Below are 22,764 nucleotides of genomic sequence, written 5' to 3'. Positions count from 1 at the left end.
TTAAAAAGCCGAGATAAACTCGGCTTCTTGGAATTTAAACTGATCAGTTTAAAATAAGTTGGGTGCTGGTAGCAGCTACGCCTGGGTAATCGTGCTCGGACAGCACTTCAGCAAGTGCCGCTAAGCGCTCACCAAGCTGATGAAGATTATTGGCCGAAACATTAATATGCCCCATCTTACGACCCGGTTTAGCCGTTTTACCATACCAGTGACTTGTAACGTCTGGCGTTGCAAGTACTGAGTGTGGAATAGAAGGCTGGCCTAGTACATTGATCATAGCTGTAGGACGAAGTAACTCTGTACTACCTAATGGTAAACCAGCAACTGCACGCATATGATTTTCGAACTGTGAGCAATGCGTACCCTGCTGTGTCCAGTGACCAGAGTTATGAACCCGTGGTGCAATTTCGTTAACTAATAACGTGCCTTGCACATCAAAAAATTCGATTGCCAGTACACCCACATAATCAAGCTCTTGCGCTAGCTTGTTAAATGCAACCTCAGCTTGTTCTTGAATTGCAGCTTTTTCTTTACCCGCTACTGAAAGCGTAAGTACACCGTTAGTGTGTTGGTTTTCAGTCAGTGGATAAATAACTGTGTTACCCGCTTTGTCGCGTGCGCCAATGATAGATACTTCACGGTCAAACGGAATCATCTTTTCAGCGATAATAGAGTGCGGTGCAGTTTCGGTGCCTGATGCGATGAAATCTGCCATTTCTGACCAGATTTGGTCAATTTGATCATCAGACTTTAAGCGCCACTGCCCTTTACCATCGTAACCCGCTTGGCAAGTTTTGATCACAAGCGGCTTGCCTAAGCGCTCTACAGCAGCAATAAGGTGCGCTTTTTCTGTAATTAATTGGTAAGGCGCACATTCAACATTTGTTTTATCAAGTAATGCTTTTTCAAGTGCGCGGTCGCCACCGGTTTTAATCGCTGCTTTACCTGGGTAAAACTTATTGCTTTGACAGCATAGCGTTAGTACATCATCAGGAATGTGTTCAAACTCTGCTGTAATGGCGTCTGCGTTATCAATAGCTTGTTGTAATGTGCTATTGTGAACTTCACCGGTCAACGGATGAATGATTTTTTCACTACCCACATCGTAGGCAACAACATTTAAATCAAGCGGTGCACCCGCTAAGCTCATCATGCGAGCTAACTGACCTGCACCTAAAATTAGAATATTCATATTACTCTGCAGGATTAGGGTTAGCTAAGATAGTGTCTGTTTGTTCTTTACGGAAAGCTTCAACTTTTGCGAAAATTTCTGGCTGCTGGCAACCTAAAATTTGTGCCGCTAAAAGGCCAGCGTTTGCAGCACCCGCTTCGCCGATAGCCAGTGTACCTACCGCAACACCTTTAGGCATTTGGCAGATAGATAATAATGAATCTACACCATTAAGTGTTTTTGATTTAACGGGTACACCTAAAACAGGCAGTGAAGTAAATGCCGCGGCCATACCAGGCAAGTGTGCAGCCCCACCGGCACCAGCAATAATAATTTTAATGCCGCGTTCAGCAGCTGAGCTTGCATAGTCAGCAAGTAATTGAGGGGTACGGTGAGCAGAAACAACTTTAGTCTCGTATTCAATGCCAAACTTTTCTAGCATTAACGCCGCATGTTCCATCGTTGGCCAGTCTGATTTGGAACCCATAATAATGCCAACTGTCATAAATACACCTCAGTTAAATTGTTTTCTAAAAAGCGGACTTTTGTCCTTATTTTGTGGCGGGTATTATATACCCAAACCACCTCAAGATGCGAGTTTCAGTTGGAATTAAAAGCGATTTAGGCAAGGCATTAATTACAAATAATAGTGGTTCTATTGTTAAAATGAATAACGCAGTATAAATCGCTTTTAAACCACATAAATATGCGACTCTAGAAGCACAAAAAAGCCATGACATGCATGGCTTTTAATCACTCATAAGCACATTATGCTTCTTTGCTTGCTAGGTACTCAGTGTATGTACCTTTAAAGTCGATAATTTTGCCGTCTTTGATTTCCCAAATACGGTTAGCAAGTGAGGATACAAATTGTCTATCGTGTGATACGAATAACAAAGTCCCTTCGTATGCTTCAAGTGCTAAGTTAAGCGCCTCGATAGATTCCATATCCATGTGGTTGGTTGGCTCATCCATTAATAAGATGTTTGGTTTATGCATCATAATTTTGCCAAACAACATACGGCCTTGCTCACCACCTGAAATAACTTTTACTGACTTTTTAATGTCGTTTTGTGAAAACAGCATACGACCTAAGAAACTACGAACAACTTGCTCGTCGTCACCTTCTTGTTGCCATTGTTCCATCCACTGGAATAAGTTCATATCTTGTTCGAACTCGTCAGCATGGTCTTGTGCGTAATACCCAATATTAGCGTTATCAGACCATTTAAACTCACCTTGTTTAGGTGCTAAACGACCTGCAAGGGTATTTAATAATGTAGTTTTACCAACACCGTTCTCACCGATGATCGCAATACGCTCGCCTACTTCAACTAAGCCTTCAAGGCCACTGAAGAGCATGTTATCGAAACCTTGTGCTAAGTTTGTTAGCTCTAAGGCATTACGAAATAATTGCTTTTCTTGTTCAAAGCGAATAAATGGGCTTTGACGCGAAGATGCTTTAACTTCTTCAAGCTGAATTTTATCAATTTGTTTAGCACGTGATGTCGCTTGCTTTGCTTTTGAAGCGTTTGCAGAGAAGCGCGATACAAACTGTTGAAGCTCAGCAATTTGACTTTTCTTCTTCGCGTTTTCGCTCAGTAGTCGCTCGCGAGCCTGTGTTGCAGCAAACATGTACTCATCATAGTTACTAGGGTAAATACGAAGCTCGCCGTAATCGATGTCAGCCATGTGTGTACATACTGAGTTTAAGAAGTGACGGTCGTGCGAAATGATGATCATGGTGCAGTCGCGCTGGTTTAACACGTCTTCTAACCACTTAATAGTGTAGATGTCCAAGTTATTGGTAGGCTCATCGAGTAGCATGATGTCTGGATCAGAAAACAGTACTTGTGCAAGTAACACACGCAGTTTAAAACCTGGTGCGATTTCAGACATAGGACCGTAGTGCTGTTCTGTGCCAATACCAACACCAATCAGTAACTCACCCGCTTTTGCTTCTGCTGAGTAACCATCCATTTCGGCAAACTCAGTTTCAAGGTCTGCTACACGCATACCATCTTCTTCGCTCATTTCAGGTAAGCTGTAAATACGGTCACGTTCTTTTTTTACTTCCCACAGCTCTTTATGACCCATGATTACCGTGTCAATTACAGAAAACTCTTCGTAAGCAAACTGGTCTTGATTTAGTTTTGCAACACGCTCGTTTGGATCTGTACTGACATTCCCTGAAGATGGCTCAAGCTCGCCACTTAGGATTTTCATGAAGGTTGATTTACCACAGCCATTCGCACCGATTAAACCGTAACGGTTACCATCGCCAAATTTTGCTGAGATATTTTCGAATAAAGGTTTAGCACCAAATTGCATGGTGATATTAGCTGTACTAATGATAGCGGTACCCTCCAGCGGGTAAAAAAGTAAAACGAAACTGTGTGCAATTTTAAACTAAAGCCGCCTAGCACGCTATGAAAGATTGTTTAAAACAACCTAGTCATTTTACAACTTAATTAACTAGGTCTATCTTTAGTGAACATGCTCACTTTTATAAGTGAACGCGCTCACTTTAAAGTTACTTTAAATAAAACAAGATAATAGCTATGGGCAATCATAATAAGACACATCAGCATATTCTAAATACTGCGTGGCAGCTTTTCGCAGAGCATGGATTTAATGATACGTCTACACGTCAAATATCTTCTGCTTGTGGTGTTGCTGTCGGTACTTTGTTTAAACATTTTGAGAGTAAGATCGCTATTTTGGAGGCATGTCTTGAATTGAGGTTTAATGATGTATTAGAGCGGGCTAAAGAAACCGATATTCATCGCCCTCCCCGATTAAAGATCAATCATTACGCACAATACTTTTACCAATTTTATTGCTTACATCATCAATTTTATAAAGTGCTATTTAGTGAACGTTTATTTTCTAAAACATTCCAACAGCGACATATGGAGTTAATTCAAACTTTAGTGTTTTCTGAACAACCACAGTTTAATAAAGTAAAAGCTGCCATCTTGTTGGACTGTTATTTTATGACCCTTATTTATGGGTTAAATGCTGAAATCCCTAATACCAAACTAATGCTCAGAACGTTGAGTCAAAAAGTGTCTATTTTTTAACTAGAGTAAGCCATTGATAATTCAACATAGTGAACCTGAAATGAATAAATTTTCCTCACAAAGGGGTTCTTTCATGATTTTTTTTCACTTTTTCATGCATTTTAGCTTTGATAATCTCATTCTTTTAGTTAATTTAGACCTATTAGGGACAACAATTAAACAAGGTACTTTATGAAAAGAACACACGCTGCCATTTTTCTCGCTGGCTTAACGATAATCCCAACAGCAAATGCCATTGAGATTTATAAAGATGAAACAAACAGTGTCACTTTTGGCGGCTTTATTGATGCAAGAGTTATTAACACTCAAGGTGAAACCGAAATTGTAAACGGTGCATCACGCATTAACTTTGATTTTAAACGACAATTAAAAAATGGCTGGCAAGCTTTTGCACTGCTTGAGTGGGGTGTAAACCCTGTTGGCAGCACAGACATAATCTACAATAACCGCTTTGAATCGATTCAAGATGAGTTTTTATACAATCGATTAGGTTATGTAGGATTAAAACACGATGACTATGGCCAAGTAACAATCGGAAAGCAATGGGGTGCATGGTATGACGTGGTCTACAATACAAACTATAGCTTAGTGTGGGACGGTAACGCTGCAGGTGTCTATACATACAATAAAGATGATGGTGCGGTAAATGGCACAGGCCGTGGTGATAAAGTACTTCAATACCGTAACACTTGGGGGAAATTTCATGTTGCATTGCAAGCTCAGTTGAAATCGGATGACTTTTATACCTGCGACATCGCGGATATATCTCGTAGTTCATGCGAACTATTATTTGAGCAAGGTAATCCTGCGGCGCAAAATGTTGAGTTTAACTCGACTTATGGCGCAGCTGTTACCTATAGAGCAACGGATAATCTAAAACTTACTGCCGGTTTTAACAGAGGTGAATTCGATATTGTTTATGCAGATGGCCGTGATCAGCTTGTTACCGATTTAATTTACGGTGTAGGTATAACATATGGTGACTTTTACAAACCAGGCTGGTATGCCTCTGCCAATATAAATAAAAATGAAAACCACGATACCGATAATTTAGGTCGTTTGATAAAAGATGCTGTCGGTTTAGAGTCTATCTTAAGCTATCGCTTTGACAACGACATTCGTACTTTCGTTGCTTATAACGTATTTGACGCAGGTGATGATTACGTAATTCAACCTAACTTTAACGCCGACCCACAAGATGTATTTAAACGTCAATTTGCCGTAGTAGGCGCGCACTACTTTATGAGCGATGACACTATTTTGTATATAGAAGCTCGTAAAGATTTTAGTGACTTTTCGAGTAATAACGCTGAGCAAGAAGCTCAAATGTCACAAACAGAAGATGATGGTATAGCCATTGGATTTAATTACACTTTGTAATTAGCAATTAACGCTTAAGCCCACCTTGGTGGGCTTTTACCTACCCTATTTTATGCACTACTCAAATATTTTGTTTTTAGCAAGATCAATCAATAAAAGCTATTACTCAGCAACTATTAACCATGTGTGAAAAATAAAGCCTTGTGCATATCCGCACCTTGTTTAATTGCTTGTTATGCTCTTTTCTCTGGAGCGAACTGGAGCAAAGGTAAATATTATGTTTTTCACTACTTTTTTGTCTTCTTCATTTAAGTATGAAATATCAAACGGTTCAGAAGTCTTTATAGCTTTTAATGCTTCTTTTTCTAACTCTTTTTGACCTGTAGAGCGCACGATTTTAGAAACTTTTAGATAACCATTATCATCAAGATTTATATGTACCTGTACCTTATGGCCGAAACATGCTTCGCAAACAAATAAGTTTGATTCAATTAGACTTTTATTCTTACTAGCCCAATTTGGAACAGCAGTTTTTTCATTAAAGTCTGAAACCTTTCTTGTTGAAATCTTTTCCCCTAGTAATTCATGCTGAGTAGTTGAAGTACAACCTATCAAGGAAAAAGCAAAATAAAATTTGATTAGAAGTTTCATAGTATCCATGTTAAATCAAACGCAGCTCAATGGGACGCACTGTTTTTGTCTAAAATTAGGGAAAAATAATCACAAGTCATGTGTTTTGAACTATGGTGAGCTACTTGTTAGTATTATTTCCATATATTATGAAAGTTGTTCTCATGTGCCCAATGATCAAATTCACCTATTAACATTGCAAATCCAGACTCTTCTATTTCTTGAAAAGATTCAAGTGCGTCTTTTGTCATTCCATACTCCATTGCTCGGCGATAGATTTTACGAATTTTAATTAGTATTGACTTCAACTCGTTAAAGTTACTTAACGTTATATTTTCAGCATTGATACCGATAGATTTAGCAAATCTAGGAAAATAAATATTAACTTCTTGTTTAGTGAAATTTGGTGCTGAGAATTTCATTTTCGACCAAAACTCGCTTTCAAACCTTTCAGAAAAGAAATCAAATATACCCTCTGACAACTTTAAACTTACATTGTATGGTGTAGAAGTACTAAATATTATCCCATATATTTTAAAGGGGTCCACATCTAAACTTAAATGTTCAGATATTGGGGTAAGATATTTTTGGAAATGATCTCGATGGTTTAAGTAATTAGAAAAGTTGTTCTGATTTATACTCTGCTTAATAGTAATCGCTCTCTGTTCTGAGCTATGCAATCTACTGACAGTTACGCCGAGTATCAAACTCCCAGATGCAATCCATAAAGGTAACTTAAAAATTGAAATAAAATTAGAATACGCTTCAACTGTACCAGCAAATTCAAGCCCTTTAGTTAAAGGATATGCAAAGCAAAAAGCTAAAATCAATGGGAATAATGTAGCGAACCAAAACAAGAAATTCTTGTGTAATGCCTTTTCACCATTAATACAAAAGTATTCAATGAATTTGATAATTTCACCAACCTCCATTAGTAGTGTTAACTCATCAATAGCGATTGAACTACCGCATGATTGTTCACTTTTCTGAATAGGTTATTTCTACCAGAGTCATTAACTAATTGCTAGGCAAAAGAAAAGTTAATAATAGAAAACTCTAACCTCTACCAAAAACGAGATTTTACTTTTCTAATAAGCAAATATTGTGACTATTCGACGAGTATATTACCTGAGTCTTTATATTCACTTACCTTGTCTACCAATATACTTAAATTTAAAGTTAAGCTGAGATAGACTCTAACTTAAACAAGGTATGATGTGTTCCTTTCATACTCAGTGACTATTACAATGAATAATCACGTTCTACCTTCGCAATACGCGTTGTAAATGCGCTATACCATTTGTCTTTACCCAGCTGTTGTGCAGTTAAGTGTTCTACGTTTTGCTTCCACGATTTAATGGCATCTAGATTTTGCCAATAAGATACTGTAATACCCAAACCATCACGAACAGACTCCATGCCTAAATAGCCAGGTTGTTGCTCTGCAAGCTCCACCATTCTATTCGCCATTTCTTCATAGCCAGCGGTATCGTCAGATAAGGTATTCGTGAAAATCACGGCGTAATAAGGCGGTTTTGGCGTATTCGCTATCATGGTACTTCTCTACTTGGTTCAAAACCATCGTAACATGGGATTTCTGTGTTAAACGTATCCCAGTTTGCTTTAGAGGTCACAAAGTTATGACTGATTGGACGCTCGTTTATATCGCTATCTAGTAAACCTAAGCGAATACGTAAGCGGTTTGAATCGTCTTTATTCTCGCTATATACAGGCGAACCACAACTGCAACAAAAATAGCGAATTCTACCTGGTTTAAATTCAAAGGCACTTAGATGCTGTTTGCCTTCTGTGAGGTTAAAACCATCTCGTTGAATAAAGCCATTGGTTGCGTAGGCTGTACCTGAGTTTTTACGGCATAAAGAGCAATGACAATGAATAATTGAGTCAATGCCACCAGCAACAGTTACTTCTACTTTTCCGCACAAACAACTTCCTTGATACATAGCCCCTCTCAGGTTTAAAGATTAATAACCGCGATGCTTCCAAAAATCAGTGGCAGTGCCTTCGGCTTCCTTTGATAAGTTAAAGGATTTATCGGCAATTATATGGCCATTTAACTCAATAGTCATGCGCCAAATACCAACTTTATTATCAACTGGTGCCCATATCGTATCACCTAAGTAAAACTGCCAATCGTTTGTTTTAACGTACTGCTCCCCCTCAAATGGAGGCATGATCTCGCCATCCTCATCGGGGATATCTGGGTGGAAAACGCAAAATTTAATTTTTTGTCCTTTGGCCTTTTTAATATTAATAATAAAGCCAAATTCAATATCTAACTGTGCAGGAACGTCTGTTGTAAACTCGGTGATTTGAGGCAGGTCTTTTTCTTTTGCATCCCAATGACTGTAAATACCGTAACTTTCAATACTGGTAATTGGTTTGGCCTTTGCCATAGTTGCTGGCGCTCCTTTGTGAAAATAAGGCGCTATTTTATAGTAGCAACTCTAGCAGAACAAGATTGTACTATTATAGTAATTAGCAAACGTACTTTACCCAGTGCGCGTCACGTTGTTGAAAGCCGCATTTAGTCAAAAGTTTAATACTGGCGCTGTTATTTGGGTTAACTAAGGCGACCACACTGTTTAGTGGTGTCGTTACAAAGGTCGTCAGTTTTTCAAATAGCATATCTAATACCTTTTGCATTATTCCTTTGCCAAAGTATTGCGATGCCAATTCAAAGCCCAACATGCCCTGCCCGTCAATTATGTTAAATAAGCCCACGCTACCAATAACTTGCCCACTACTTCGTAAAACAATAACTAAACGAATGCCTTGTTGATTATAAAAACGTTCTATGTCGCCTTGAATAAAATCATACACGTCACCTTTCGTTATATCAGTGCCGTAATCATTAAACGTTTGTACTTGCGAATCTTTTAAAATATCCCATATCGCTTGGCAATCTCTATGACGAATTGGGCGTAAGTCAAAGGCTAAGTCATCGTGGCTAAACACGTTAATTTCTTCTTTTTTCTTTATGAGCTGGCATTATTGTCTTACTATAAACGCAATTTCAAGCAATTAGATTAAGTTCGATGAGTGAAGAATTTAAAGTAATTCAACCTACCACTACGGTTTACTGTAAAGAACGTGGCGAAGGCTGGACCTTAACAGGCATCACCAGTATTGATGAACACACATCTGTGATGTTCGATGGCGTAAGGTATACCTTACCAGCCCGTGAAATTGTTGAGGTATTATTACCACAACAACTCGAGCGCGAGAAAAACCAACAATAAAAAAGCCAGCATTGAGCTGGCTTTTTCGTGTTTAAATTAACGTAATGCGTTAATACGCTCATCAAGTGGTGGGTGCGATGAGAATAACTCGGCAACACCTTTACCGCTTGCAATACCAAATGCCATCATCGAACCTTCTAGTTGTGATGGGTGGTTTTGTTTTAAACGCTCAAGGGCGCTACGCATTTTATCTGCACCTACTAGTTTAGCTGCACCGGCATCCGCAGAGAATTCGCGTTTACGGCTATAGTAAGCAACAATCACACTTGCTAGAACACCAAATAACATTTGGAAAATCATATCGAATAAAAAGTATGTCCAGCTACTACCGCCCTCTTCTTCATCACTATTAAGAAAGTTATCAACAATACCTGCCAATACTTTCGCCATAAATATAACAAAGGTATTCACTACACCTTGGATAAGTGTCAACGTTACCATGTCACCATTTGCAATGTGTGACACCTCATGAGCCAATACCGCTTCAGCTTGATCTTGGTTCATATTGTGTAATAAACCTGTGCTCACAGCTACCAGCGAGTTGTTCTTACTTGGACCTGTCGCAAACGCGTTCATTTCTGGGCTATCGTAAATAGCCACTTCTGGCATCGCGATACCAGCTTTTTTTGCTTGCGCTGCTACCGTTGAAACTAACCATTGCTCTGTTTCAGAACGAGGCTGTTCAATAACATGTGCACCGGTTGATTTTTTTGCCATCCATTTCGACATAAATAACGAAATAAACGAGCCACCAAAACCAAATACAGTTGAGATAACTAAAATGCCGCCTAAACTGCGATGGCTAATACCCAGTACGCTCATCACAATAGACAACACAATACCTAACACTAGCATTACCGCTAAGTTAGTCAGTAGAAACAAAAATACACGCTTCATAAAAACCTCAGAATAAACATACCAATTGTATTAACTAACGACATGGTTAAAAATCGTTAGTTAATAAAATTATCTGGGTGTTCTACCAACTCAGTTTAGGGCTTATGGAATTGGTTGCAAGGAACTAATTGCAACCAATTGTGACAGAGTATGTCAAAAGTAACAACTCAATTATTATGGGTTGATAGATAAAATTTCAAGTAAGGTTTTGTAAATTTTTAACTTAGGGGTGCCATCTGTATAAGGACTAATCGCTAAAAGCGGGAAAGGTAATGCTGATTTTAAGGTTTCTAAATTGGCGTCTTGTTCACGCATATTTGGGTCTACATGATTTGCAATCCAACCCACACAATTTACACCGAGCGCCTTAAAGTGAGCTGCTGTAAGTAAAGCGTGATTTAGACAACCTAGTTTCATACCCACAACTAAAATTACATCCAGCTGCTGTGATTTAACCCAATCACTGAGCAAATCGGTTTCGTTGATAGGTAAACACCAACCCCCAGCTCCTTCTGTAAGAATATAATCGGTATTGAGTGCTTTTACATTCGCATAAGCAGCATCGAGCTTGTCAAATGTCAGTCTGTCGCCTACTTTGGCAGCTGCAATATGCGGTGCAATGGGGGGCTCATAGGTAAAGGGGTTAACTATGTTATATTTAACCCCAATTGATGAGCTTTCCATTAAGGTTAATGCATCATCATTAACTAGTTGGCCAAATGCCTCTTCTGCACCTGCTGCAATGGGTTTAAAACCAACCGCACGCTGTTTATGTTGTGCTAGTAAGTTTAATAATAAACTGGTGACATGGGTTTTTCCGGCATCGGTGTCTGTACCCGTGATAAAAAATTCTTTCATTTTTCAGTTAATTCTATTTTTCTAGTTCTAAAAGGACAACTTGATAGCTCACTCTAGCATGCCCATCAACCAGAGGGTATGCCTTACAAACACTATTAAGTGCCTGCCTTGTTAATAACCCTTGGCGCTTTTGCTTAGTTTGCAATGAAGTAGCACCAATCGCTTTTATCGAGCGCAGTGCTTCTAAGGGAGAGTTATAGGCATCTATATAACATCTATCGGCTGCAAAATTCAGTTTAAACCCCGCCAATTTTGCATACTCAATAATGTGACTAGCACTATGAAACTGATTAATATGGTTTTGCTCGTCTAAACAAGCAAAAGCCTGTTTGATCTCTTTGAGCGATCCATCTACCACGCAGCTTAAATAAACCTTACCACCTGCTTTTAGGGAATAAAAAAGACTTTTAAGTAGCCCTTTTAAATCAGCAGACCATTGCATTGCAAAATTACTAAACACACAATCAAGGGAGTTTTGCTGTAATGGTAGGTTATCCATATCAGCACACACTTTTAAACAACGCGGGCTTTGCTCTGTGCTTAGCATGGAATGACTTAAGTCCATTGCCAATACAGTATCAAAATGTGTTTTAAGCATTGCCGTGTTAACTAAAGGTCCAGCCCCTAAATCAAGACAAGTACCCTGCTGGTGTTTGCTTGCCATCATTTTAAATAAATGCGCAGCTGCTTGTTTTTGTACATTAGCATGGCTCGCGTAATTTGCAGCTGCTTTAGAGAACTTAGTTTGTGTTGTTAGCTTATTACTGTGTTGAAAGCTTAAAGACGCTTGCAGTTGAACACTCATAAACACTCCACTAGCGAATCAACCAGCTGTTTTATATCGTCAGCTTGATGTGCGCTACTTAGGGTTACCCTAAGTCGTGCCGTATTAAAAGGCACCGTGGGCGGTCTAATAGCGGTTAACCACACGCCTTTATCTTTAAGCTTATTAGCAACGGCAAGCGTGTGTTCTGCATCGCCCAATACCAAAGGCTGAATAGCCGTTGTTGATTCCATTAATGCTAAGTTATGTTCTTTTGCAAGCGCTCTAAAGTAGGCAATATTCTCTGTAAGCTGAGCGCGTCTCTTATCCGCCTTTAATAACTTTTCGAGTCGCTCAAGAGTACAACTTGCCATCAGTGGTGACATCGCCGTTGAATAAATGTATTCGCGATTAAACTGCAGCATGTAATCAATCATTTGTTTTGATGCAAGCAGGCAAGCACCACTACTAGCTAGTGCCTTGCCAAAGGTGATGATCAGTAAATCAGGCTTGATTGCCTCACAACTGCCTAAGCCTTGCTCGCCCAATACGCCAAAGCCATGAGCATCGTCAATCATCAGCCACGCATTGTATTGTTTAGCAAGTTTACAGAGTGCTTCAATAGGTGCTTGATCACCATCCATCGAAAAAACACCTTCACTCACAATAAGCTTATGCTTAGCTTTTGATTTTTGTAACCTAGATTCTAAGTGCTTAAGGTCGTTATGATTAAACCGCACCATGGCAGCGGCAGAATGAAGTCCACCATCAATTAAGCTGGCATGATTGAGCTTATCTTGAAAAATTGCCGATGATTGCGCCACGCTTTTATCTTGAAACAGCGCTTTTAATACGCTGCTATTAGCACTAAACCCACTATTAAATAACATAGCGCTTTCATAGCCTAATAACTCGCATAAACGCTGCTCAAGCTGTTGTTGTGGTTTATTATAACCATTCACTAATGCTGAGCTGTGGCTACCTAGTTGCTGCGTTTTTATTTCGATAAAATCATCCGCAAAGCCAAGGTAGTCATTACTGGCAAAATTTAAATACTGTTTACCTGCAACCTGAATAAAGCGCCCGCTCGATTGCTCTATAAGTTGACGCTTTCTCAGTAATGCATCGGCTTGGCGCTCGATAAGATGCTCGGCGATAAAATCAAAAGCCATTTAAATTTTACGCTTCGTAAAATAGTTCTGATGTTGCTTTATCAGCAACTTTTGATGAAAGCGATGCCGCAACTGCTTCATCTGAGTAATCTTCACGGGTTTCTGGGTTCATGCCTAATTTTTTAATCAGCATCATATCTGCGTCTGCTTCAGGGTTTTCTGTAGTCAGTAGTTTATCACCGTAGAAAATTGAATTAGCGCCGGCAAAGAAACACATAGATTGCATTTGTTCATTCATCGCCGTACGACCAGCTGATAAACGAACATAGCTTTTCGGCATCATAATACGTGCAACTGCGATAGTACGAATAAACTCAAAATGATCTAAATCTTCAACATCTTCAAGTGGCGTACCTTTCACTTTAACCAACATATTAATTGGCACACTTTCTGGCTGTTGCGGCAAATTAGCTAATTGCATTAATAAACCAAAACGGTCAGCTGCCTGCTCGCCCATACCAACAATACCGCCAGAGCACACTTTCATGCCGGCATCGCGCACGTTATCAATAGTGTTTAAACGGTCTTGATAAGTACGTGTTGTAATGATCTGTTGATAATACTCAGGTGATGTATCTAGGTTATGGTTGTAGTAATCAAGACCCGCGTCTTTTAAAGCATGGGCTTTTTCGTTATCTAGCATACCAAGTGTCATACAGGTTTCAAGCCCAAGTTCTTTAACCTCTTTTACCATTTTTGAAATATAAGGCATGTCACGTTCTTTCGGATCAGACCACGCAGCGCCCATACAAAAACGGGTTGCGCCTTTTTCTTTGGCAACACGCGCTTGCTCAACCACTTTTTCTACTTCCATTAAGCGTTCACGGTCTAAGTCTGTTTTATAATGACCAGATTGAGGGCAATATTTGCAATCTTCTGGGCAAGCACCGGTTTTAATCGATAACAAAGTAGAAATTTGTACTTCATTTGGGTTGAAGTTTTCACGATGTACGCTGGCCGCTTTAAATAGCAAATCATTGAACGGCATTTCGAATAATGCTTTTACTTCTTGGTGAGTCCAATCGTGACGGACAACTGCGTGCTCCATAATAGTCTCTTTTTTTAAATTATTGGGACGGTTTGATTGGCTTAGTCTACGACTTGACGTAACATTGTCAACGAATCGAAGTGATATAAAGTTTACATATGATTAATAAGAAACCAATAGATTTAGATTTTGATCGTGAGCATATTTGGCACCCTTATACTTCTATGACTCAGCCCCTTCCCGTGTACCCTGTCAGTCATGCCAATGCAAATCGTATTTTCTTAGAAACAGGCGAAAGCCTAATAGATGGTATGGCCTCTTGGTGGAGTGCCATCCATGGTTACTGCCACCCTGTTTTAAATGAGGCAATCACCACACAGGTTAACAAAATGAGCCATGTCATGTTTGGTGGCTTAACTCATGAGCCCGCTGTTGAGCTGTGTAAAAAGCTAGTCAGTATCACACCAAAGTCGCTCAATAAGGTGTTCTTAGCCGACAGTGGCTCTGTGAGTGTTGAAGTCGCCATAAAAATGGCGTTGCAGTACTGGCTTAGCCAAGAATATACCAGCAAACAAAAACTAATGACGCCGCTTAAGGGCTACCACGGCGATACCTTTGCAGCCATGAGCGTTTGCGATCCGGTCAATTCAATGCATAGCATGTACTCAGGCTTTTTACCTGAGCATGTTTTTGTACCTGCGCCGAGTGCTAAATTTAATGGCGAGTTTAGTCCTGCAGAAGCTGATACCCTTGAGAGCTATTTTGCTGCTCACCATCAAGATGTTGCGGCATTTATCATTGAACCCATAGTGCAAAATGCCGGGGGCATGAATTTTTATCATCCTGATTACTTAAAGCACCTGCGCATTCTTTGCGATAAGTATGATGTTTTACTTATTTGTGACGAAATCGCCACAGGCTTTGGCCGCACCGGCACCTTGTTTGCTGTTGAGCACGCCAATATAGAGCCTGATATTTTATGTATTGGCAAAGCATTAACTGGCGGCATGATGACGTTATCAGCAACATTAACCACCAGCAAAGTCGCTGTTGGTATCAGTGAAGGTGAAGCAGGCGTATTAATGCATGGCCCAACGTTTATGGGTAACCCGCTTGCGTGTGCCACGGCCTGCGCAAGTATTGATTTACTGTTAGATCAGCCTTGGCAAGAACAAATTAAATATATAAATGATGTACTAACTACGCAGCTTGCTAAATGTAAGCTGCTCGATGCGGTCGTTGATGTGCGAACATTGGGGGCAATTGGCGTTGTAGAGCTTAATCGAAATGTAGATGTAGCAAAAATTCAACGCTTTTTTATAGAGCAAGGTGTGTGGATCCGCCCGTTTGGTAAATTAATTTACTTGATGCCACCTTACATAAGCGATGAACAAAGCTTAACTAACTTGTGTAATGCTATTTATGCAGCCATTGAACAACAGGCGTATTAGTAAACTAGACATTAAAAAAGGAAGCTGATGCTTCCTTTTCCTTTAAACTTTACCATTCAAACATATATGCCATTTTACTGATCATTCTAAGCGGTACTTTATGTTCACAGCGCTTAGCGTAAAGATGCTGCAATGATTTATCTTTAATTTCACCCACGATCACTTCTTTTACTTGATAACCCAATGCAGTAGCCGCTTGTGCGTAAGCGATAAATTCCCACTTTTTGATATTGGTGTTATCGACAATCACTAACGGGATTTCTTCAGCTAGCGCATTAATAAAACGCGCTAGGTTTAGGTTGTGGTATTCAGGTAACTTGTACTTATCAAATTGATACACACCTTCGCTATTGTAAAAATAATCATCTGTTGCGCACACTACATACTCACTTTCATTACCTGCTACCAACTCATCAGCAAGGCTTTGTGCGTAATATGATTTACCTGAGCCTGGTAAGCCGCGAAGAATAAAAACTTGTTTCATAGCACCTGTTATACAAATTAATTAAAGACTAAAGGATATACCCAAACCACCTCAAGATGCGAGTTTCAGTTGGAATTAAAAGCGATTTAGGCAAGGCATTGATTGCAAGTAATAGTGGTTCTATTGTTAAAATAGATAACGCAGTATAAATCGCTTTTAAACCAACCCTTTGGGCGCTTCACAGGCACTTACTCTCATCGTTGTTACTTCTTAAAAGGGACTGCCATTCTTGCAAAGTAACGCCTTGATATTAAGCACCTGTGAAACGCTGAATTCTGCATCTTGAGGTGGTTTGGGTATAGTATCCTATTGAGAACTGTTAATAATGCCACAAAATAACCAATTAGCGCAGCGAGAATTTAAATAAACGCAAAATTTACGCAAATATTGCTGCTATTTTAGCCAAATTAAGAAAAACTACTAAAGAGTATGCCTGAAATGTTTTTTTATTTGATTTACGAGGGTAAGATAGTCGATTCAAGTGCAATGCACAGCATATTAAATATTAGGCAACTTATATCATTGGAGTGAAGATGAGCCATTTAGCGATTTCAGAGCTATTAAAAGGCAAGGTTGCGGTAGACAGCCAAGTAACAGTAAAAGGCTGGATCCGTACACGCCGCGATTCAAAAGCAGGAATTTCATTTTTAGCCGTTCATGACGGTTCGTGTTTTGATCCTATTCAAGCGGTAGTACCTAATTCACTTAATAATTATGATGAAGTTACACGTTTAACAGCAGGCTGTTCAGTATCGATTACGGGTGTACTGGTTAAATCAGAAGGCCAAGGTCAGTCTTTCGAAATTCAAGCCAACGCTGTTGAAGTATTAGGTTGGGTAGAAAACCCAGATAGCTACCCTATGTCTGCTAAGCGTCACAGCATTGAATATTTACGCGAACACGCGCACCTTCGCCCTCGCACTAATATCATGGGCGCAGTAACACGTGTACGTAACTGCTTAGCTCAAGCGATTCACCGTTTTTATCACGAGCAAGGTTTCTACTGGATCAGCACACCTATCATCACAGCAAGTGACTGTGAAGGCGCCGGTGAAATGTTCCGTGTATCTACTTTAGATATGCAAAACTTACCACGCACAGATAAAGGCGACATCGACTACAGTGAAGATTTCTTCGGTAAAGAAGCGTTTTTAACAGTATCGGGGCAGTTAAACGGTGAGACATACGCATCTGCAATGTCAAAAATCTATACCTTTGGCCCTACTTTCCGTGCTGAGAACTCAAATACATCTCGTCACTTAGCAGAGTTTTGGATGGTTGAACCTGAAGTTGCATTCGCAGATTTAGAAGATATCGCAAAACTTGCTGAAAACATGCTGAAATATGTTTTCAATGCGGTTTTAACAGAGCGTCGTGACGATATGGAATTCTTTGCACAGCGTGTTGAGAAGACAGCTATCTCTCGTTTAGAAGAGTTCGTGACTAAAGATTTCGCACAAGTTGATTACACTGATGCAATCGAAATCTTAAAAGCGTGTGGCAAGAAATTTGAATTCCCTGTTGAATGGGGTGTAGATTTACAATCTGAGCACGAGCGTTACCTTGCTGAAGAACACTTTAACGCACCAGTTGTAATCAAAAACTACCCGCGTGACATCAAAGCATTCTACATGCGTCAAAACGAAGACGGCAAAACAGTCGCTGCAATGGACGTAGTTGCACCTGGTATTGGTGAAATCATCGGTGGTTCTCAACGTGAAGAACGCTTAGATGTATTAGATAAGCGTCTAGAAGAAATGGGCTTAGATAAAGAAGACTACAGCTGGTACCGTGACCTACGTAAATACGGAACTGTGCCACATTCTGGTTTTGGTCTAGGCTTTGAGCGTTTAGTTGCTTATGTAACGGGTATGGGTAACGTTCGTGACGTTATCGCCTTCCCACGCACTAAAGGTAGTGCAACTTACTAATTTTAGTCATTATAGAAACCAGCCTATTGGCTGGTTTTTTTATGCCTAAAAATCATTATAAAACAATTCATTCTAGAAATTTTTAGTTAATGTTCTATAGTCATTAGACCTGCCAAAAAAGGATCTATTATTGGTTATGTTCATTCGCTCACTAAAAGTACTCACACTGACTTTCTTTTTCCTAGGTAAGTCTAGCTTCGCACTTGATGAAGACATTAATACAAAACCTATTTTAATTGCGGGTTCAACGTCTGTGACCGAGTTACTAATCCCACTTAAAGATGATATAAGCCTCGCTTTAGACAATACATTGCAGATAAGACCGATGGGCAGTGACAAAGGTGTAAAAGCGATTGCTGAGGGTCTTATCGATATAGGTACAACATCACGGTACCTAACGAAGCAAGAGCAAGAACAATGGCCTCATTTAAGGCAGATAATCATAGCGCAAGATGCGTTAACATTTATTGTTAACAGCGAACTAAATATTAAAAATTTGAGTATCACCACTCTCAAAAATATTTATCAAGGTAAAATAACCAAATGGTCAGACGCCTCTCAGTTAACGCCTGAATTAAGCAATAAAAATGATGAAATACTGCTTTTTAGTAAATCGACTCATCATGGCAGCTTCGATGTGTTTTTAGAATTTTTAGAACTGGACTATATCAAAGACCCTGAAAGTAACTTTATACGACTAAAAAATGCAGGTAATAGCGGTTTATTTTCAAATCAAAAAGTCGAACTGTATAACCAATTTAATCAAGCACTTGGTATAGTTCAGCGTATTCCAAATGCGATTGCCTATGACTCGTATGGTGCCATTAGTAACCTTGAAAATGATCGCCGCATCAATAAAGTAACGACTCTATCGATAAATGGCGTTAAACCTACTTTACAAAGCATAAGTGACGGCGAGTATGCGTTTGTACGACCGCTCATTTTAATTGTAAACACACAGTCTCCTCGTTCGAAGGAGATAGGTGTGAAACTTACTGCATTACTTAAATCGCAAAAACTAAAAGATAAAATACGTGAACATGGTTACCTACCCGTTCAGTTTTAGCCTCAAAAAATAAAAAAAGCTGTGCACCTAAGTGCAGCAGCTTTTAACAACCAGAATCGTTATGAGTTACAGAGCGGTTTCTAGCTCTGGTAACACATCAAATAGATCAGCAACTAAACCATAGTCAGCGACTTGGAAAATTGGCGCATCAGGATCTTTATTGATGGCAACAATCACTTTTGAGTCTTTCATACCCGCTAAGTGTTGAATTGCACCACTAATACCCACAGCAATATATAAATCTGGGGCAACAATTTTACCGGTTTGACCGACTTGCATATCGTTCGGTACAAAGCCCGCATCAACAGCAGCACGTGAAGCGCCAATGGCTGCGCCAAGTTTGTCGGCAATGCCATTTAGTAGTGCAAAGTTTTCACCATTTTGCATACCGCGGCCACCTGAAATAACCACAGGTGCTGCCGTTAGCTCAGGACGCTCTGATTCAGTTTGTTCTTCTGATACAAACTCACTCAAGCCAACTGAACCTTTACACGTAACACTTGTTACAGACACTGGCGCTTGCTCTGATGCAACATCAAAGCTACTGGCACGAACGGTAATCACCTTTTTGCTATCAAGCGATTTAACTGTCGCAATTGCATTACCCGCATAAATAGGACGCTTAAAGGTATCTGCATCAATTACATCGATTATTTCTGAGATTTGTGCAACATCTAACAGTGCCGCAACACGTGGCATAAAGTTTTTACCGGTTGTTGTAGCGCTTGCGACAATGTGTGAATAATTATCTGCTAAAGATAAAACCAGATCCGCTAGGTTTTCTGCAAGCTGATGAGCATAAGCGGTATCATCGGCAATAAGTACATTGCTTACACCTGCAATTGATGCCGCTTGCTCGCTCATTGCAGATAAATTTTCGCCTGCTAGTAATAAATCTACATCAAAGCCTAGTTTAACAGCAGCAGTAATCGTTTTATTGGTTTCAGGCTTTAGAACACCTTTGTCGTGTTCGGCTATCACTAATGTTTTCATTTAGATCACCTTCGCTTCTGTTTTTAACTTTTCAACCAATGTCGCCACATCTTCTACGATAATGCCGCCACTGCGTTTTTCAGGCTCGTTGACTTCAACCAACTGTACACGTGGCGCAAGGTCTACACCTAGGCTATCAGCAGCAATCACATCAAGTTGTTTACGTTTTGCTTTCATAATGTTTGGTAATGAAGCATAACGCGGTTCATTTAAACGTAAGTCTGTGGTTACAATAGCAGGTAGTTTAAGAGCGACTGTTTGTAAACCACCGTCTACTTCACGCGTTACATTAACTGTACCCGCTTGTACATCAACTTTAGACGCAAACGTACCTTGGCCACGACCTGTTAGAGCAGCAAGCATTTGACCGGTTTGATTGTTGTCAGAGTCAATCGATTGCTTACCTAAAATAACCAGCTCAGGTGATTCTTGCTCTACAATCTTGCTCAGTAATTTAGCAACATGTAAAGACTCAAGCTTTTCTTCTGTTTCAATATGAATGGCTTTATCAGCACCCAGTGCTAATGCAGTACGTAATTGCTCTTGAGATGATTTATTACCAATAGTCACAGCAACAACCTCAGTGGCTGTCCCTGCTTCTTTTAAACGAATAGCTTCTTCAATTGCAATTTCACAAAACGGGTTCATCGCCATTTTTACATTAGCTAGATCAACATCCGTTTTGTCGGCTTTAACGCGTGCTTTGACGTTGTAGTCAATTACTCTTTTAATTGGAACAAGGACTTTCATCGTGACTCCATCAATTGTGTGTTCTCAAAGTTGACCTAAACGTCAACTTATTTATTTTATGAATTCAGACTACTTCCTGTTGACGTAAACGTCAACCTAAAATAACCTTAAAGTATTCACAGCCTGTAACGTTTCATTTGCAAGTATGAAATAAGGTTCTTTACAGCAGGTCCGTCACCGAGAAGAGGTTTATATGGTCGAACGCGAAGTCATGGAATTTGATGTAGTCATCGTAGGCGCAGGCCCAGCAGGTTTATCAACTGCAATTAGATTGGCTCAACAAGCACAAGAAAAACAACAAGAATTAATGATCTGTGTGGTAGAAAAAGGCTCTGAGGTGGGCGCGCACATTTTATCTGGCGCGGTTTTTGAAACCAAAGCATTGGATGAATTACTGCCCGATTGGCAGTCATTAGGTGCTCCAGTTACCACTAAAGTAACGCAAGATGATATTTACTGGTTCAATAACAGTGAGAAAGCCACCAGCATCCCCCACTTTGCTAGCCCTAAAACATTCCATAACGAAGGCAATTACATTGTCTCTATGGGTAATGTCTGTCGTTTTTTAGCTGAACAAGCGGAAAACCTAGGGGTAGAAATCTTCCCTGGCTTTAGTGCGCACTCATTAATTATTGAAGACGAGACCGTAAAAGGCATTATCACTGGCGATATGGGTCTTGATAAAGACGGCAATGAAAAAGATGGTTACATGCCAGGTATGGAGCTCAGAGCTAAATACACGGTATTTGCTGAAGGCTGCCGTGGCCATTTAGGTAAAGAGCTAATCAAACACTTTGCCCTTGATAAAGATGCGTCACCACAGCATTACGGTTTAGGGTTCAAAGAAATTTGGCAAATCGATCCGAATAAACACAAAGAAGGCACTGTAGTTCATGGCACTGGTTGGCCGTTAACCGGTGATACCAGCGGCGGTGCGTTTATGTATCACAGCGACAACAACCAAGTTGTGGTGGGCTTGATAGTTGACCTTAACTATTCAAATCCACATTTGAGCCCGTTTGATGAATTCCAGCGCATGAAGCATCACCCTGTCTTTAAAGATGTTTTAGAAGGCGGTGAACGTATAGCCTATGGCGCCAGAGCCATTGCCAAAGGCGGCCTGCGTTCATTACCGAAAATGCACTTCCCGGGTGGTTTACTTGTAGGTTGTGATGCCGGCACATTAAACTTTGCTAAGATCAAAGGTAATCATACAGCGATGAAATCAGGCATGGTTGCCGCTGATGTAATCGTAGAAGCTCTTAGCGACGGTAAAGAAAATGCCGATTTAGCTGAATATAAAACGGCTTTTGAACTAAGCTGGGCGTATAAAGAGCTCTTCCAATCGCGTAACTTTGGCCCTGTTATGCACAAACTCGGTAAGTTCTTAGGGGGGGCTTATAACACCCTAGATCAAAACCTCTTTGGTGGCAGCTTACCGTTTAATTTTGAAGACAACATACCAGATCATGCCACCTTAGTTGCTGCGGATCAGGCCAAAAAAATCGACTACCCGAGAGCAGATGGCAAGCTTAGCTTCGATAAACTTTCATCGGTGTTTTTATCAAATACCAACCATGAAGAATCGCAGCCATGTCATTTAAGGCTAAAAGATAACTCGATTCCAATTAAAGTTAATTTGCCACAATTTGATGAACCAGCACAACGCTACTGCCCTGCTGGCGTTTACGAAGTACAAGAAGTCGAAGGTGAGAAAGAGTTTGTGATCAATTCACAAAACTGTGTGCACTGTAAAACGTGTGACATAAAAGACCCGAGCCAAAACATTACATGGGTAACACCTGAAGGTGCTGGCGGGCCAAACTACCCTAACATGTAATAACGCACGTTACTCATTTAATTAAAGTTTATCCTAAATTGCAGGGGCTTCGGCCCCTTTTTTAGGCTATGCTGAAATTGTCGTGTTTAAAATAGTGAGCAAAA

At 40.0% G+C, this 22,764-nt stretch carries 24 protein-coding genes; 7 read left to right on the top strand and 17 right to left on the bottom strand.

Annotation, left to right across the window (positions count from 1 at the left end; all coding sequences use genetic code 11):
* Positions 1-43: 43 nt before the first annotated feature.
* The 3 genes from L3V38_RS04740 to L3V38_RS04730 all read right to left on the bottom strand — a co-directional run bounded on the left by L3V38_RS04740 (position 44) and on the right by L3V38_RS04730 (position 3,526).
* Positions 44-1,192 (bottom strand): 5-(carboxyamino)imidazole ribonucleotide synthase, encoded by a 1,149-nt coding sequence (locus tag L3V38_RS04740; RefSeq protein WP_237118546.1) that lies wholly within the window; start codon positions 1,190-1,192, stop codon positions 44-46.
* Position 1,193: 1 nt separating this feature from the next.
* Positions 1,194-1,676 (bottom strand): 5-(carboxyamino)imidazole ribonucleotide mutase, encoded by a 483-nt coding sequence (gene purE / locus L3V38_RS04735; RefSeq protein ID WP_054561454.1) that lies wholly within the window; start codon positions 1,674-1,676, stop codon positions 1,194-1,196.
* Positions 1,677-1,939: 263 nt separating this feature from the next.
* Complete coding sequence (locus tag L3V38_RS04730; RefSeq protein WP_237118763.1) at positions 1,940-3,526, bottom strand: ABC-F family ATPase; 1,587 nt, start codon at positions 3,524-3,526, stop codon at positions 1,940-1,942.
* A 206-nt stretch (positions 3,527-3,732) separates the two neighbouring features.
* Here L3V38_RS04730 and L3V38_RS04725 point away from each other — a divergent pair, with 206 nt between their 5' ends.
* Entirely contained in the window at positions 3,733-4,254 is a 522-nt protein-coding gene (locus L3V38_RS04725) for a TetR/AcrR family transcriptional regulator (protein WP_237118545.1), read from the top strand.
* 171 nt (positions 4,255-4,425) lie between these two features.
* Entirely contained in the window at positions 4,426-5,634 is a 1,209-nt protein-coding gene (locus L3V38_RS04720) for a porin (RefSeq protein ID WP_237118544.1), read from the top strand.
* Positions 5,635-5,796: 162 nt separating this feature from the next.
* On the opposite strand, the gene L3V38_RS04715 is transcribed toward L3V38_RS04720, so the two are convergent.
* The 6 genes from L3V38_RS04715 to L3V38_RS04690 all read right to left on the bottom strand — a co-directional run bounded on the left by L3V38_RS04715 (position 5,797) and on the right by L3V38_RS04690 (position 9,183).
* A complete protein-coding gene (locus L3V38_RS04715) occupies positions 5,797-6,225 on the bottom strand; it encodes a cell envelope integrity protein TolA (protein ID WP_237118543.1) in 429 nt (142 codons plus the stop codon).
* A gap of 113 nt (positions 6,226-6,338) precedes the next feature.
* A complete protein-coding gene (locus L3V38_RS04710; RefSeq protein ID WP_237118542.1) occupies positions 6,339-7,136 on the bottom strand; it encodes a hypothetical protein in 798 nt (265 codons plus the stop codon).
* Between the two features lie 310 nt (positions 7,137-7,446).
* On the bottom strand, positions 7,447-7,758 hold the full coding sequence (locus L3V38_RS04705; protein ID WP_237118541.1) for an antibiotic biosynthesis monooxygenase: 312 nt from the start codon (positions 7,756-7,758) through the stop codon (positions 7,447-7,449).
* Entirely contained in the window at positions 7,755-8,168 is a 414-nt protein-coding gene (locus tag L3V38_RS04700; protein WP_237118540.1) for a GFA family protein, read from the bottom strand. The genes L3V38_RS04705 and L3V38_RS04700 overlap by 4 nt, the downstream gene beginning before the upstream one ends.
* Before the next feature lie 21 nt (positions 8,169-8,189).
* Positions 8,190-8,621, bottom strand: a complete 432-nt coding sequence (locus L3V38_RS04695) for a DUF3859 domain-containing protein (protein ID WP_237118539.1) — start codon at positions 8,619-8,621, stop codon at positions 8,190-8,192.
* 82 nt (positions 8,622-8,703) lie between these two features.
* A complete protein-coding gene (locus L3V38_RS04690) occupies positions 8,704-9,183 on the bottom strand; it encodes a GNAT family N-acetyltransferase (RefSeq protein ID WP_237118538.1) in 480 nt (159 codons plus the stop codon).
* Between the two features lie 80 nt (positions 9,184-9,263).
* Between L3V38_RS04690 and L3V38_RS04685 the strand changes: the two genes are divergently transcribed.
* On the top strand, positions 9,264-9,467 hold the full coding sequence (locus L3V38_RS04685) for a hypothetical protein (RefSeq protein WP_054561447.1): 204 nt from the start codon (positions 9,264-9,266) through the stop codon (positions 9,465-9,467).
* A 36-nt stretch (positions 9,468-9,503) separates the two neighbouring features.
* On the opposite strand, the gene htpX is transcribed toward L3V38_RS04685, so the two are convergent.
* The 5 genes from htpX to bioB all read right to left on the bottom strand — a co-directional run bounded on the left by htpX (position 9,504) and on the right by bioB (position 14,205).
* Positions 9,504-10,364 carry a protease HtpX gene (gene htpX, locus L3V38_RS04680; RefSeq protein ID WP_054561446.1) on the bottom strand — a complete coding sequence of 287 codons (861 nt, stop codon included), beginning with the start codon at positions 10,362-10,364 and terminating at the stop codon, positions 9,504-9,506.
* A gap of 174 nt (positions 10,365-10,538) precedes the next feature.
* The gene (gene bioD / locus L3V38_RS04675) at positions 10,539-11,222 is read right to left on the bottom strand and encodes a dethiobiotin synthase (protein WP_237118537.1); all 684 of its coding nucleotides are present in this window, start codon (positions 11,220-11,222) and stop codon (positions 10,539-10,541) included.
* 13 nt (positions 11,223-11,235) lie between these two features.
* On the bottom strand, positions 11,236-12,027 hold the full coding sequence (locus tag L3V38_RS04670) for a methyltransferase domain-containing protein (RefSeq protein ID WP_237118536.1): 792 nt from the start codon (positions 12,025-12,027) through the stop codon (positions 11,236-11,238).
* Positions 12,024-13,157, bottom strand: coding sequence for an 8-amino-7-oxononanoate synthase (locus tag L3V38_RS04665; RefSeq protein WP_237118535.1), 1,134 nt, complete (start codon positions 13,155-13,157; stop codon positions 12,024-12,026). Before L3V38_RS04665 ends, L3V38_RS04670 begins: the two co-directional genes overlap by 4 nt.
* Positions 13,158-13,164: 7 nt before the next feature.
* Positions 13,165-14,205: a biotin synthase BioB gene (gene bioB, locus L3V38_RS04660; protein WP_054553903.1), complete on the bottom strand. Its 1,041-nt coding sequence runs from the start codon at positions 14,203-14,205 to the stop codon at positions 13,165-13,167.
* 98 nt (positions 14,206-14,303) lie between these two features.
* Between bioB and bioA the strand changes: the two genes are divergently transcribed.
* Entirely contained in the window at positions 14,304-15,596 is a 1,293-nt protein-coding gene (gene bioA, locus L3V38_RS04655; RefSeq protein WP_237118534.1) for an adenosylmethionine--8-amino-7-oxononanoate transaminase, read from the top strand.
* Positions 15,597-15,645: 49 nt separating this feature from the next.
* On the opposite strand, the gene L3V38_RS04650 is transcribed toward bioA, so the two are convergent.
* Positions 15,646-16,080, bottom strand: a complete 435-nt coding sequence (locus L3V38_RS04650) for an AAA family ATPase (protein WP_130149912.1) — start codon at positions 16,078-16,080, stop codon at positions 15,646-15,648.
* A gap of 533 nt (positions 16,081-16,613) precedes the next feature.
* On the opposite strand from L3V38_RS04650, the gene asnS reads away from it, so the two are divergent.
* Together asnS and L3V38_RS04640 are read left to right on the top strand one after the other, a co-directional pair.
* Positions 16,614-18,011 (top strand): asparagine--tRNA ligase, encoded by a 1,398-nt coding sequence (gene asnS / locus L3V38_RS04645; protein ID WP_237118533.1) that lies wholly within the window; start codon positions 16,614-16,616, stop codon positions 18,009-18,011.
* Positions 18,012-18,147: 136 nt separating this feature from the next.
* Positions 18,148-19,077, top strand: coding sequence for a substrate-binding domain-containing protein (locus L3V38_RS04640; protein WP_237118532.1), 930 nt, complete (start codon positions 18,148-18,150; stop codon positions 19,075-19,077).
* Positions 19,078-19,143: 66 nt separating this feature from the next.
* Here L3V38_RS04640 and L3V38_RS04635 read toward each other — a convergent pair whose 3' ends face one another.
* Positions 19,144-20,070, bottom strand: coding sequence for an FAD-binding protein (locus L3V38_RS04635; protein WP_237118531.1), 927 nt, complete (start codon positions 20,068-20,070; stop codon positions 19,144-19,146).
* Complete coding sequence (locus L3V38_RS04630; protein WP_237118530.1) at positions 20,071-20,820, bottom strand: electron transfer flavoprotein subunit beta/FixA family protein; 750 nt, start codon at positions 20,818-20,820, stop codon at positions 20,071-20,073. It lies immediately after the preceding gene.
* 193 nt (positions 20,821-21,013) lie between these two features.
* On the opposite strand from L3V38_RS04630, the gene L3V38_RS04625 reads away from it, so the two are divergent.
* Positions 21,014-22,660: an electron transfer flavoprotein-ubiquinone oxidoreductase gene (locus tag L3V38_RS04625; RefSeq protein WP_237118529.1), complete on the top strand. Its 1,647-nt coding sequence runs from the start codon at positions 21,014-21,016 to the stop codon at positions 22,658-22,660.
* Positions 22,661-22,764: the final 104 nt, after the last annotated feature.

The sequence above is a fragment of the Pseudoalteromonas sp. L1 genome, from assembly GCF_021728095.1.
In the GTDB taxonomy this organism is placed as follows: Bacteria; Pseudomonadota; Gammaproteobacteria; order Enterobacterales; family Alteromonadaceae; genus Pseudoalteromonas.
The sequence above is the reverse complement of the archived record's forward strand: the minus strand, read 5'-3'. Positions and strand labels throughout refer to the sequence as shown.